Raw genomic sequence first — 12084 nt, 5'->3', positions numbered from 1 at the left:
CGCCTGATGGCAGGTTTTCGGGGCAAGCATAAACCCGAATTCGTCCTTGTATCAGCGCGAAGCTGCCCTTATCCCTTTGGCCCGTGATGACCGCAATGGGCCGGTTGCGGTCGATGCCGGATCCGGGACTGTTTGGTTGAGACCGGGAGCCTACCACAGCTCCACTTCGGTGCCGCCACCTGACAAACCAACCCGTCTGAACGTCAGGGGCCGCGTCATCGCTGGCCCCCAAGTTCGTTCTACTGCGGCATCACCCGGTTCATAGCCCTGACTGCCGTGACCATGGCCGCCAACCGCTCCAGCATCTCGTCCACCCCTGATAGCGCGCCGATGGCACCGTTTCGGCGCCCCTCGGCCATATCTACGGCCGCCATGTCGATCCGGTCCATCACTTCCATGGCATCGGTCTGCATGACCTTGAATATGCCGGTGAATGCCTGGTTCTTGCTTTCGCTCATGTGTTTGGTCTCCTGTTGTTAATGACCACACCATCGCTCCGGTGGGCGCGGAAGCCGAGCAATCCGAGTGCTTCTTCTCAGCACCGGCGAATTGGTTTCGCTCGAACGCGGCGCGCCTGGCCGATCTCAGCAACGCCATTGCTGGCCGTTAGAAACGGCTACGCACCGCCCGATATGATGACCTCGCGCACGGCCTTGCCCTTGCCGCCGCTGATGGAATAGCTGCAATCCACCTCGGTGATGGCAAAGCGCTTGAACGTGTCGTAGACGCCCTGGACCGCATTGAGCGACAGGATGAACCGGCCCTGGATCCCGGCCAAAACATCGGCCATCTCGGCGAACTGCTCGCGGCTGAACACGTCCTTGCCGTAGTCGGTCTCGTTGCCCCAATAGGGCGGATCCAGATAAAACAGCATGCCCTTGCGATCGTAGCGCTCGATGAAGGAGCGCCAGGAAAGCTGCTCGATGACGACACCCGCCAGCCGCTCATGGATGTCTTCAAGCTGCGGCGCGATCCGATAGAGATTGAAGCGGGCGCCGCCGCTCTTGTCGACGCCGAAGTTGCGACCGCTGACCTTGCCGCCAAAGGCGAGCTTTTGCATGTAGATAAAGCGGGCGGCTCTTTCGAGATCGGTGAGCGTATTCGGATCGGTCTTGAGCAGACGGTCATATTCCCTTCGGCTGGTGACCTGGAAGCGCAGGACATCCATCAGCTGCGGATAGTGCCGCTGGAGGATGCGGAAGAGATTGGCGACATCGCCACTGATGTCGTTGATCGCTTCCATACGCGGCTGGAACGGCCGGCGCAGGAACACGCCGCCCATACCGACGAAGGCCTCGGCATAGCCGTCATGGGGCGTGGCGTTGATCATGGGAATGATCGTTTTGGCCAGCACGCGCTTTCCGCCGATGTAGGGAGCGGCGGGGTTAACCGGAGAGACCGGTTGAAGATTATCCATTCAAAAGTTCCGACGAATCAGTCAGACCGCTAGCACCTCGCAAGAGGGCGGGTGTGACAGTTATCGCAAGTTGCTGTCGGACGGGTCCGGACGCCAATCTCAGGCCCGTTTTCGGGGGATTTCCCCCGGCACCTGGCGCTATTGTTGCGGTTTGCGGACCTCCATCATGATGCGGCCGCTGGCCAGGTGATTGCCGCAAACACAGCGTCGGCCTCGGCCTTGGTTGTCGCCACACTGATCGCCTCCTTGGCGCCCAGCCTTACGGCTTCGATCGCGGCGCCGACGAGATGCCATTGCCGTTCGGCTGCCAGCACGGCGGTGGCCACGCCGCTCATATCCTCGGCCGTGATGCCGACCTCGGCGGCAAGCAGCGGATAGTCCTGCGGATCGGGCGACGGGTCGGCGAGATAAAGGCGAGCTTCGGAGGCCTTGGCCTGATAGGTCATCGCCTGGCCAGCACCCGGCGTGATGTATTTCAGGCGTTCGGTTTCTGCCGTCGCGTCGATATCCCGCTTCAGGTCTGCTTTGAAGATCGCAACATATTGCAAACGGGCAGCGCTCATGTCCGCGCCGATGCTAGCGAGTGCGGCGGCGTGTTGTTCGCCCACCTCGATTTCAAAACCACCTTGTTCGAGAGGGATGGCAAAGGCTGCGTCTTCTGGCAAAAGTGCAGCTACAACGGATGCGTCTGCGGCGGATGCGACGGTGAGTTTCGACATGATTAAGATGCTCCCAATCTGAGACCGGCGAAGAAATAATAGTCGTTAAACGTCAAGTCGCCGCTCGTGGTTTGGATGAGACGGGTGTCCACCTGATCCCCTTGCACAAGGTTGACAGTACGGGACACACAGGAGTGGCTGATTGCCCCGGTCGACGCAACAGAGCCGCCCGATGAGCCAATGTTGACTCCGTTGACAGTTATCCGTTGTGCGTGACCAGAAGTAGACCCGCTTACGGATTGAGCGCACCCGGCCGACAAGGACCATAACCCGGCGTCTTTTGCGCCGATCGTCAGCACGCCAGATGCGAAGGTGCTGTCGACTAGCTTGTTGACCAAGTCGCCGTAGTTCACGATCCGGGTGTAGATGCCGGTGCCGGTCAATTGGCTGGATGCGCCGCGATTGGCGACAAACTGCGACCGTTGCAGATTGATGACCGCCGATCGCGACAGGCTGAGCATCTGCACCCAATCATTGACGGGGTCGTAGGCAAACTCGACGATGCCGAGCAGGTCTCCGGGCCGGGGCTTACTGCCGTCGCTGGCACGGATCGGCTTGGCACCAAGACCATTGACGTTGAGCGTCACGTCTTCAGAGGTGTTCGGCGTGGCGATCCGCAACCGCACCGGCGCCCCGGCCAGTGTGGCCCAGGATGTGGGCACAGGCGCGAGCGTTGCCGTCAGTGCATTGGCCGTGCCGCCCGCGACCGCATAGCTCCATTTACCGCTCTGGGCATCGAGCGCGATCTTCTCGACATAGGCACCGCCGATCCGCTCGAACACGCGTCCATCGGGAAGACTGATGCCGTGTCCATCGGGTGGGGTGAGAAAGGACCAGGCCGAGCCGGTCCATTCGGCGAGCTTGCCCACATTGGCGGCCCAGGCGCCGGTTGCGCCAGCCGGCACGAGATAGGTATCGCCGATCGCGGGCGCGCCCGGAGGTGCGGTTACTGTCGTCGAGATAGCCGGCAGCCAGGGCGTGCGCATCATCTGAGCCACCGGGATCTTGCGCGCCATTACCCAGTCACGGCTGGCGAACAGAACGGAGGGATCGACCAGCAGTGTCACATTGGCGGTTTCGCCAACGATGATCTGGAACTCGTAGCGGATGTCTTCGAGTTGACCTTCCAACGCCGTCGGCTTGTATTGGCTAACGGGCCGCGCCACCGCGATCATCGTCCCGGCGCTGTCGAACACGCCGAATTCGCGCATCCACCATCCGCCAGCCGTGGTTGGGATGATCGCCGTCACCAGCACGGCCGAGGGATTGTCGGGATCGACGACCACGCTTTCGACCGGGGTCCGCCAAACCTCCCGCACCAGGGCGGTGGAGGCGGCGGTGGGATTGGTGTCGGCACCATTGCCGTCACCGATGGCAAAATGAGTGATGACGACGGCGGGACCACCGGCAGCACTTGCCGCGAGCTTGTTGCGGCCTGCCGTCGTGACGAGCGAAAAATAAGCTTGAGCCATGGTCAGGAAACCTGCGCGTTGATCCGCACGCCGCGCAGATGCCGCGTGGCCGTGCCGATGTAGGAGATGACGGGGAAGGTCTCGTCGCCGAGCTGCGGTGCGTTGATGCGAACCTTGCGGCCGCGCCGAACTGCAACGCCGGCATGAACAGTTGCATCGCCTTTCACGCCGTACTGCACCGCGATGTCCTGGCTCCAGCGCTTGGTGGCGGCAATCACGCGGGCGGCGGCGCGCTGGTTGGCGAGATCAAGCGGCGCGCGGCCTTGAATGATGGTGTCGTTGAGGAACAGCACGACCTTATGGGTGTCGTGATGGGCCTTGGGTGTCTCCTCCCACCACTGCGTCCAGCGCACCGAGATGTTGAGCGCTGCCAAGGCGCGGCGGGTGCCGGCGATCAGGCCGCTCATGGCGTGGATCTCGGGCGCGGCCGCGATCATCGCCCGCAACAGATCCTCGCGCATGTCGGCCGACACGAAGTCGGACAGGCCCGCCTCGATCACCATGATCGGCAGCAGCTCGGCCGGCGCGGTCATTGGGTCTTGAATGACCAGCGCCGAGGGCCGGAAGGTGGAAAGGGTCTCGGACAGTGCCGCGACAAAATCCCGGTCGCGCTGGTCGTTGACCCCTGGCGGCACCAGAGTGAGAGGGATCAAGGGCTCAGTCATCGGCCACCACCACGATGTTGACGGTCAGTGTGCCCAAGGTGGCGAACTGGTGGCGTTCGAGATCGGTGAAGACAAAGCCAGCAAGCGCGGCATCCACCACGCGCGGCAGAGCCTTCACCGCCGTGGTGATGACGGAGGGCGCAACCTTCGCCCCGAGTTCCTGTGTCCAGGGAAAGAAGGCGAGCGTCGCCGTCTCCTCGAACAGGGCCTGCTGCCCGGCCGCCGCCTCGCGCACCCTGACCGTTAGAACCATGTCGAAGCTAACGGGTTCGGGATCATGGATCGTGACGTGATCGCCCATTGGCCGGAGCGTCTCCGGATCGAGATAATCAAGGATATCAGCCTTCAGCTCGGCCGACGGCAGACCCGTCTTCATCAGCGGGTAAATGTCGATGTAGCCCGGCTCCGGCCGGATCACCTCGACATCGACAATCTCAGGGTTGACCGCCTTCACATGCTCCCGATAGCCGTTCTTCGGTCCAGCCTTGGCGATGGTGAACAGCGCATTGGCGGCACGAAGGCGGAAGCGCTCGGGGTCCTCGATGTCAGTTCCACCGGACACCACAGACGTATTGGCGGCCGACGTGACGAAAGCGACGGGATCGAGAATGTCGGAAACCGCGCCGATGCTCAGACCGTTCCAGGTCGCACCCGCCGCCTCGGCCGTTGCGGTTACGGAAGCGGCCAGCATGCCGGAGGGAATGACGAGATCGGTATCCGTGGCAAAAGTCACCACGTTCCCGGCGCCCACCCGCGTCCCCCTCGGGATCACGGTATCGATCAGCCGCACCGCCGACAGCCGAAACTCCAGCGTCGTGACGGCCGGTTGCGCCAGCAACTTGAAGGTCGAGACATTGGCCGCGCGGTTCTCCAGATGCGGCCCTTCGGCAAACACGACGGTATTCTGCAGCACGCCGTTTTGAGCTGCCTCGTTCAGGAGCGAAAGCGCATAGGCCGCGACCTCGATAAGGAACATCTCGGTTTGCGCCGGATAGAGCGTGCGGCCCGACACGGCTTCAAACTTCGCCTTGAACTGCGCCTTCAGCACGGAAGGATCGCGCTCGAAGAACTCTGGCGCGCCGGCCGCGCGAAGCTGCTCGATGGTGCGCTTGACGGGATCAGCCATTGTAGACGATCTCCGTCACCTGGATATCATCCAACACCGACTGCACCGGCTTCCAGAACACCCGCGTCCGGAAGTGCGAGAAGGCAATGGTCACCACCTCGACCTGTTCGACCGTCACGCGCGGTTCCCACAGCGTGATGGCGTCCCAGATCTCCCGCGTCAGGTACGGAATGCCAATCGAGGGATGTTTGTCGATCGCACCGAGCACGTCGCAGCCCTTCTCGGGCTCGGTCGGAACCGAGCCCTTCGGCGTCAGCACGATATTGGTGATGGATTGGCTGAGATCATCGATCGCCGTCACCACGTCGCCATAGGTATCGGCGGCCACACCCGTTTCCGGGTCGGCGCGGCCGACCTTCAGCGACCAATGGCCATGGGTGATTTTGTCCTTGTCGATCATGCCGACAAGGTAGCGGCCAGCACAAACGAAAATGACCGGACGTCGGGTCCGGTCATGGCGTGAGATCAGCACGGTCTGCTATCGATAGGTGTAGGGATAGCGGGAATCAGGATGAGGAGCAAGCGGTGGCGCAGCAGCAGGATCTTTTGGCATTATTATTATACCCGAATGAAACTCTGTCGAACGAGTACAAGAGCTGGCTCGACTTAAGCGCAAAAAAAGGCAAGGCCACACTCGCAAAAGCAGCAATTGCTCTAGCAAACCATGGCGGGGGAACGATCGTTCTGGGGATGCGAGGGGAAGGTGAAGAAAAATTACAATCGCTTCCACGCCCCAACGACATTCCTCGCTACACAACCGACGCCGTAAACGCTTCCATCAATTTCTATGCCGATCCAAAAATGCACTATGATTTAGGTTTTGAAATCCATCCAGAAAGCGGAGTGGAACATGCATTCATCAAGGTGCCACCCTCTACCGTGCCGGTGATGAGTACGCGATTGGAGGAAAGAGTACTCGAACAGCATCGCTGCTACGTCCGTAAGGCGGGTCCCCGAAGTGAACAGCCAACAACTGCTGAGGAATGGCGCACGCTACTGAGCCGTTGCGTCCAGGCAAATCGCGAAAGCTTGCTAGATTCAATTCGCGTCATTTTGCAGGGCCAGACAGAAAGGCCCGATATTGCAAATAAGGACTTGGAAGAATTCGCGAAAAATTCATTTGAACGCTGGCAAACACTGCTAGCTGACTTGCCGGCAAACGATGGGCGCCGGTTGCCGCATGGCCACTATGAGTTGGCATTCCAAATTGTAGATGTGGCAAAAAGTACTCTGAGGGAAATGAGAGGACGCCTTCAAGAGGCTGACAGGATTCAGCTAACCGGCTGGGGTCCCTTTGTTGATATTGGTCGTCCTCCGGTTGGTCCTGTTCCAGTAGCCGGCGCTATCGAAGCGTGGATTGGATACGAGAGAGACGGACATTCCATCTCATCTCATCATGCCGACTACTGGCGCGTCGATCCCGTAGGACTTCTGTACGAAATCAGAGGGCACGAAGAAGACTTCACCCCCAAAGCTGAGCCTGGAACCGTCTTTGATGGCACGATGCCGATTTGGCGAGTGGGGGAAACTTTTCTTTATGTCGGCAGGGTCGCAAGAACATACGAAGGGGATCCAGAGATAGTGGTCCGGGGCAACTACACAGGACTAAAGGGGCGGAAACTAGAGTCCATTTTTGGCAGACGATACGCCGTACGTCGCGGCACGTGTCGTAGTGAAACAATGCAGCTAGCGGCTAAGGTAAAGGCCTCCGAAATCGAGAACAATCTAGCAGAAGTTTTGGCGGAGTTCCTTTATCCACTTTTCGAACAGTTTGATTTCAGCACCGTTCCCGTTGATGTAATTCGGAGGGAGTTAGGTGACTTGATGAGAAAGTCATAAAGATCACTATACAGGGATAGCTGTGTTTGCGGCGCCCTCGACCACACCCCCATGCTTGTGGTCATGCCCGACATTCTTGCCATTGTGCAGCAGCCGGCCGCTCTTCAGGTCGATATCCCCACCCGCCTCGATCGCTACGCTCCCCGGCGTCTTTATGGCAATGGCGCCCGAGCCAGTGTTGAGGTGAATGAACCCACCGGGAAACTGAACAGCAATATCCTCATTCGTCTGATGCGGCGGCGCGTCCTTTTCATTGTAGCGTGAGCCGAGCAGACAGCCGGCCTCGCCCTTGGCATCCATCGCGCACCAGACTTCATCCTCCAGGCCCGGCATCGAGAAGAATTTTACGCCGTTGGATGATGGCCCTGTGACGTCGATCCAGTGGGTGACGACATCGTCCTCGTCCTCGAACCGCACCTTGATCTTCATCTTCTTGGGATCGCGATCGATGACAATGCCGCGCCGGTTTGTGGCGTTCTGGCGGAACTCGTTACTGCTTCGCTTTGACAAGATCAGCTCCCGTTGTGTAGCCGCCGCGCGATAGGGAATGGGTGGAGCGATCCACCAGCAGCTTGCCGGAATACTTCCCGAAATCCACCATATCGACGGTGATGCCGGCGACCAGGCGCACAGTGCCGACCATGGAAATCGAGCCCGAGGTGGATTTGCGGTTCTTGTAGTGCAGCCGGCTTTTGGCCAGCGCCTTTGCCTGGGCGGCATTCTCGACCCGCTCACCCGAGATCCGCAAGGTATCGCCGGTCTTCACGTCAGGGTCTTCCTCTTCCGCCTCGATCATGTCCTTGCTGTTCTCGTACAGAGCCGTCACCTTGGCTTTGGAATAGGTATCGGAGGTCTGCTGTTTGAGGCGGTAGGTCAGAAGTTCCGTGCCGAGCTGCTGATGCGAGACCGTTAGCGCCGCCGCCCTGCCATCCACCGACTTGAACGAGGTGAACACCGCACGGGTGCCCCGAACGCTAAAATAATGCCCGGTGTCCTCAGCAAGCCGCGTCAGGAATTCGAGATCCCGTTCCTTGCGCTGGGTTACACGTTCAAAGGTCTGGTTCTCGATATCGCCCTCGACCGACAGGCCGGCCTCGGTCGCCACTTTCGTCACGATCGGGCGAAGGCTCTGTTTCTCGAATGCGCGGGTCTTTTCGGTGCGCAGCGGCTTGGAGATCGGCGCGGCCAGGCCCCGGATGGTCATGGTGTCACCGCCCCGATCGCCTGATGCATCGGGTTCGTCCAGTTCGAAGATGCCGCAGGGCAGCTCCCCGCCGAGACCGTCAAAGATGGTCAGTTCCATCGTGTCGCCGGGTTCGGGCTTCCATTCGCCTTTCCAGCGCCCGTCCTTGTCCTGGACGGTCACATCGATCTCATCGGCTTTGCCATGGGCCTGGTCGGTATAAGTCACCGACGTGGTCATCGGATCAAGCTCCGAGGAAATATCGACGTCCTGATAGATCAGCCGGAAATAGGGTTTTGCCACCATCAACTCGCTCCATAGCTGGGATTGGTGCGCTTCCAGGGCGGCAGGAGATCGGTGTTGTTTGCCTGCTCCTGGATAACGGGGATTTTGAGCGTGAGGCCGCGCGGCAGCACGAGCGGCGGAACCGAGAGATCATCCAGGATCAGGTTACGGTTGGCCTCCAGCAGCACGGTCTGTTTGTGTTGGTCGCCATAGTAGCGGTAAGCGAGCAGGTCCCAGCGATCGCCAGCCATCGTCACGTGCTCGAAATATTCGCCCGTCAACACCACGCTCATCGGCGCACCTGGGGATTGTTGGACGAGCTGCTGGAGAGTGCCGGCGCACGGGACTTGGCAATCGAGGTGATCAGCGAGAACAGGCCGCCCGGAAGCGGATCTTCCAGCAGGCCGATGGTCGCTTCCACTCGGACGGCTTCGCCGCTCCTGTTGGTCTTGATGATCGCGCCGGAAAGCGTCTCGACCACATAGCGCTTGCCCCTGAAGGCTCCATTGCCGAGCACAAGCGGCATGGGCGTCTTCAGATCGAAGGCGAGTTCCAGCTTTGCCAGCTCAGTGGCCGGCGAGCAGAACTCCTCGGAGAAGAAGAAGGAGATATTCCTTACATCAAGCTCCTGGCCGATCTCCTGCAGCGCCGGCTTGCCGCGCGTGGTGGCGTGCTGCACGAACGTGTTGGCATAGCTGAAGTCATGGGCGACCGGGCCAGTCAGCGGATCAATTCCTAACGGGATACTGCCGAGCAGATAGATCATCAGAACTCCTTTCGTCCCTGGCGCCGCATCTCCTCGGTCAGGATCTCGGCAAGCTCCCGCCCGCTTTCGCGGAGGGCCTGCTGGATCGCGGCCTTGATGTCAGCAGGACTGCCGCCAGCGCTTGCCGGGATAGTGATGGTCGGATTGAAGTTGAGGGAAACACCGCCACCGCCACCCGAGGGTCCCGATCCGGCCGAAGTTGCGCCGGCGATCTGGGCGCGGGCCGCATCGGCGGAGGTGCTTGCCGCCGCCACCTGCGGCGCGCCGATCGACGCGGCGGCAAGGGTGGCGGCCGAGGCCGCGCGCATGGCTTTCACCATCGGCCCCGACCGGATCGAGCTGGCAATGGTCTCGCCGAACTTAAGGCGATGGATATCCGAGAGCGGACCGACCTTGGCGGGCGATGACGGCAGGTGATCGCGCACCTGCTGCGTCATGCGCTGGATTTCTTGGATGACGACCGCCGCCCTGGCGCGCATGCCGGCCGCCATGGTTTCCATCAAGGCCGCGCCCTGGTCATAGAACGAAACCGAAGCCAGGAAGGCCTGCGCCTGGCGCACCGCATCCGAGACCGATGGCATGATCTTCTGGGCGGCGGCATCGAGCGCGGTCAGCTTTGCCAGCGCCTCGTCCACCTCGGCCTTTATGACAACAGGATCGGGCATGGCAGGTGCTGCCGGCGCGCTTTCCTCATTCCCGAAAGAGAAGATGGATTTGACCTTGTCCCAAGCCGCACCGGCGCGCGCTGCCGCATCGTCGATAAAGCCGCCAATGGTGTCGGATATGCCAGCCCATGCCGCCTTGATGGCCTCGATCGGCGACCAGTCAAACAGGGTTTTAAGCCGGTTCCAGACGGCTTCAACAGCCGCGAAGACTTTGGCGACAGCCTCGGCCGCCGCCCCCTCGATAGCGCCCCAGTTCTGGATGATGATGACGGCCGGATGCCAGGCGAACATGGTCTTGACCTGTTCCCATGCGGCCGTGACCAAGGCCGAAATAGCCGAGACGGCATTCCCAACCGCAGACTTGACACCTTCCCAGGCTTGGCTGGTGCTGGTCTTGACCGTGTTCCAGGCGTCGCTGGCGGCCGTGGCAATGCCGTTCCAGAGGTCGATGAAGAATGCCTTGATGGGCGCCCAGTTCATGTAGATCGCGGCCGCCCCAAGCGCGATGGCACCGATGATCAGCACGATCGGATTGGCCATCAGCGCCGCCGTGAGCATGGTCAATCCCGTGGCAATCTGAACGATGCCGGCTGCCGTGGAGATCAGCGCCGGGGCAAAGGCGATCCCGGCCAGCACGGCGGCGAGGTATTCCCAGCCACCAACATAGTCAGCCGCGATCGACAGGTAACCGCCGAGCTTCTGCAGGATGGACCAGACACCCCAGGCGAAGTTCCAGGCATTCTCCAGGACGAAGATGATGCGCGAGGCAATCCCCTGCGCCCATTCATCCAGCGAGCCATCCGCCTTCATCTGGTTGACGAAGTCGAGAACCGTCTGCAGCCTGCCCTTCATCCAGTCGAACAGGCCGGCATTCATGATCGATAGCGCAAACTGGCTCCAAGCATCCGAGAGATTGGAGATCATCCCGGTCCAGGTGCGCGCCATCTTGTCGGATGCGCCGGCATTGCGCCGGCCGATTTCCTCGATCAGGTACTGGATCGCCTCCCGGCCGAGCTTGCCCTTGGAGGCCATTTCCTGAAGCTCAGCGGCGTTCTTCTTGTATTTCTGCGAGAGGATGTCCCAGACGGGAACGCCGCGCTCCAGAAGCTGAAGCGCCTCTTCGCCCTGAAGCTTCTGCTTCGTCCAGGCCTGCCCCAGGGCCAGGGTCAGGCCATCAAGCTGCTCGACACCCTTGCCGGAGGCAGCCATGGTATCGACAAGCGCCTGGAGCGTGCCATTGGTGGGATCAAGCCCGAATGTCTTGAGGTTGCGATAGCTTTCGACGACCTGATCAAGCTCCAGCGGCGTCTTCACCGCAAACTCGGTGATCCAGTCCATCGCCGCCTTGCCCTTGGCGCTGGAGCCTTCAAGCGTTTCGAGCTGGATATTGTAGCTTTCGAAGGCGGTGGCCGTGCCGAGCAGTTGATGGGCAGCAAGCGTGGCACCGCCCACGGCCGCCGCCGCGACACCGGCCGCAAGCGCCAGCCCGCGAAACACCTTTCCGGCGCCATCGCCGATCTGGCTGAGGCCGACTTTGCCGAGCGCAATCGTCTTGCGGTGCAGATCAGCAGTCGCGCGGGCCGCCGCCTGGGCACCGGACACGACGGCATTAAACGCCGTTCGCGCTCCCGTGGACACCCTGGCATAGGCCGCCGCCATCTTCTCGGCCGCACGCGCAGCCATGCTGTTGGATTGTTCGGAAGCCTTGGCGCCAGCCTTCACCGAGGCCGCCGCCTTCTTCTCGGCCGCCATGATCTTGTTCATGACCTTGGTGGCCCGATCGACCCCCTCGAATATCATCATGAACTTCATGCGCGCAGCTCCGGCTCGGTGGTGGAGCGGAGGTTACGCGCGCGTGTAGAGGGGGAAGAGCGGACCTGAGGTCCGGCTTAGCTGGGCTTGTGCGGCTTGCCGAAAAATGGTCGGGCCAGGCGATTGCATAGGGCC

The 12084-nt window shown here is 61.0% G+C and carries 13 protein-coding genes; 1 reads left to right on the top strand and 12 read right to left on the bottom strand.

What is annotated here, in order from left to right:
* Positions 1-239: 239 nt before the first annotated feature.
* The 7 genes from B9A97_RS18390 to B9A97_RS18360 all read right to left on the bottom strand — a co-directional run bounded on the left by B9A97_RS18390 (position 240) and on the right by B9A97_RS18360 (position 5871).
* Positions 240-458: a hypothetical protein gene (locus tag B9A97_RS18390; protein ID WP_084366882.1), complete on the bottom strand. Its 219-nt coding sequence runs from the start codon at positions 456-458 to the stop codon at positions 240-242.
* Between the two features lie 158 nt (positions 459-616).
* Positions 617-1417, bottom strand: a complete 801-nt coding sequence (locus B9A97_RS18385) for a DNA adenine methylase (RefSeq protein WP_084366880.1) — start codon at positions 1415-1417, stop codon at positions 617-619.
* A gap of 164 nt (positions 1418-1581) precedes the next feature.
* Entirely contained in the window at positions 1582-2136 is a 555-nt protein-coding gene (locus B9A97_RS18380; protein WP_084366878.1) for a hypothetical protein, read from the bottom strand.
* A gap of 2 nt (positions 2137-2138) precedes the next feature.
* Positions 2139-3608, bottom strand: a complete 1470-nt coding sequence (locus tag B9A97_RS18375) for a phage tail-collar fiber domain-containing protein (RefSeq protein WP_084366876.1) — start codon at positions 3606-3608, stop codon at positions 2139-2141.
* Positions 3609-3610: 2 nt separating this feature from the next.
* Positions 3611-4273 carry a phage tail protein I gene (locus B9A97_RS18370; RefSeq protein WP_084366874.1) on the bottom strand — a complete coding sequence of 221 codons (663 nt, stop codon included), beginning with the start codon at positions 4271-4273 and terminating at the stop codon, positions 3611-3613.
* The gene (locus B9A97_RS18365) at positions 4266-5399 is read right to left on the bottom strand and encodes a baseplate J/gp47 family protein (RefSeq protein WP_084366872.1); all 1134 of its coding nucleotides are present in this window, start codon (positions 5397-5399) and stop codon (positions 4266-4268) included. The genes B9A97_RS18370 and B9A97_RS18365 overlap by 8 nt, the downstream gene beginning before the upstream one ends.
* Positions 5392-5871 carry a GPW/gp25 family protein gene (locus B9A97_RS18360; RefSeq protein WP_244564281.1) on the bottom strand — a complete coding sequence of 160 codons (480 nt, stop codon included), beginning with the start codon at positions 5869-5871 and terminating at the stop codon, positions 5392-5394. The genes B9A97_RS18365 and B9A97_RS18360 overlap by 8 nt, the downstream gene beginning before the upstream one ends.
* Positions 5872-5924: 53 nt before the next feature.
* Here B9A97_RS18360 and B9A97_RS18355 point away from each other — a divergent pair, with 53 nt between their 5' ends.
* Positions 5925-7238: an AlbA family DNA-binding domain-containing protein gene (locus tag B9A97_RS18355; RefSeq protein ID WP_179145333.1), complete on the top strand. Its 1314-nt coding sequence runs from the start codon at positions 5925-5927 to the stop codon at positions 7236-7238.
* 6 nt (positions 7239-7244) lie between these two features.
* Here B9A97_RS18355 and B9A97_RS18350 read toward each other — a convergent pair whose 3' ends face one another.
* The 5 genes from B9A97_RS18350 to B9A97_RS18330 are packed head-to-tail and all read right to left on the bottom strand — an operon-like array spanning position 7245 to position 11949.
* Entirely contained in the window at positions 7245-7748 is a 504-nt protein-coding gene (locus tag B9A97_RS18350; protein ID WP_179145332.1) for a hypothetical protein, read from the bottom strand.
* Positions 7729-8727, bottom strand: coding sequence for a phage late control D family protein (locus B9A97_RS18345; protein WP_084366868.1), 999 nt, complete (start codon positions 8725-8727; stop codon positions 7729-7731). Before B9A97_RS18345 ends, B9A97_RS18350 begins: the two co-directional genes overlap by 20 nt.
* Positions 8727-8999, bottom strand: a complete 273-nt coding sequence (locus B9A97_RS18340; RefSeq protein ID WP_084366866.1) for a tail protein X — start codon at positions 8997-8999, stop codon at positions 8727-8729. The genes B9A97_RS18345 and B9A97_RS18340 overlap by 1 nt, the downstream gene beginning before the upstream one ends.
* Positions 8996-9472 (bottom strand): phage tail protein, encoded by a 477-nt coding sequence (locus B9A97_RS18335; protein ID WP_084366864.1) that lies wholly within the window; start codon positions 9470-9472, stop codon positions 8996-8998. The genes B9A97_RS18340 and B9A97_RS18335 overlap by 4 nt, the downstream gene beginning before the upstream one ends.
* Positions 9472-11949 carry a tape measure protein gene (locus tag B9A97_RS18330; RefSeq protein ID WP_084366862.1) on the bottom strand — a complete coding sequence of 826 codons (2478 nt, stop codon included), beginning with the start codon at positions 11947-11949 and terminating at the stop codon, positions 9472-9474. The genes B9A97_RS18335 and B9A97_RS18330 overlap by 1 nt, the downstream gene beginning before the upstream one ends.
* Between the last annotated feature and the right edge of the window lie 135 nt (positions 11950-12084).

Source organism: Rhizobium sp. RU36D, from assembly GCF_900176345.1.
In the GTDB taxonomy this organism is placed as follows: Bacteria; Pseudomonadota; Alphaproteobacteria; order Rhizobiales; family Rhizobiaceae; genus Allorhizobium.
Note: the sequence above shows the minus strand (reverse complement) of the source record. Positions and strands in the feature narration are given on the sequence as shown.

Bases quoted from the DNA above. Each gene is read 5' to 3' on its own strand.
- B9A97_RS18390 (WP_084366882.1), bottom strand. From the start codon at position 458: ATGAGCGAAAGCAAGAACCAGGCATTCACCGGCATATTCAAGGTCATG.
- B9A97_RS18385 (WP_084366880.1), bottom strand. From the start codon at position 1,417: ATGGATAATCTTCAACCGGTCTCTCCGGTTAACCCCGCCGCTCCCTAC.
- B9A97_RS18380 (WP_084366878.1), bottom strand. From the start codon at position 2,136: ATGTCGAAACTCACCGTCGCATCCGCCGCAGACGCATCCGTTGTAGCT.
- B9A97_RS18375 (WP_084366876.1), bottom strand. From the start codon at position 3,608: ATGGCTCAAGCTTATTTTTCGCTCGTCACGACGGCAGGCCGCAACAAG.
- B9A97_RS18370 (WP_084366874.1), bottom strand. From the start codon at position 4,273: ATGACTGAGCCCTTGATCCCTCTCACTCTGGTGCCGCCAGGGGTCAAC.
- B9A97_RS18365 (WP_084366872.1), bottom strand. From the start codon at position 5,399: ATGGCTGATCCCGTCAAGCGCACCATCGAGCAGCTTCGCGCGGCCGGC.
- B9A97_RS18345 (WP_084366868.1), bottom strand. From the start codon at position 8,727: ATGGTGGCAAAACCCTATTTCCGGCTGATCTATCAGGACGTCGATATT.
- B9A97_RS18340 (WP_084366866.1), bottom strand. From the start codon at position 8,999: ATGAGCGTGGTGTTGACGGGCGAATATTTCGAGCACGTGACGATGGCT.
- B9A97_RS18335 (WP_084366864.1), bottom strand. From the start codon at position 9,472: ATGATCTATCTGCTCGGCAGTATCCCGTTAGGAATTGATCCGCTGACT.
- B9A97_RS18330 (WP_084366862.1), bottom strand. From the start codon at position 11,949: ATGAAGTTCATGATGATATTCGAGGGGGTCGATCGGGCCACCAAGGTC.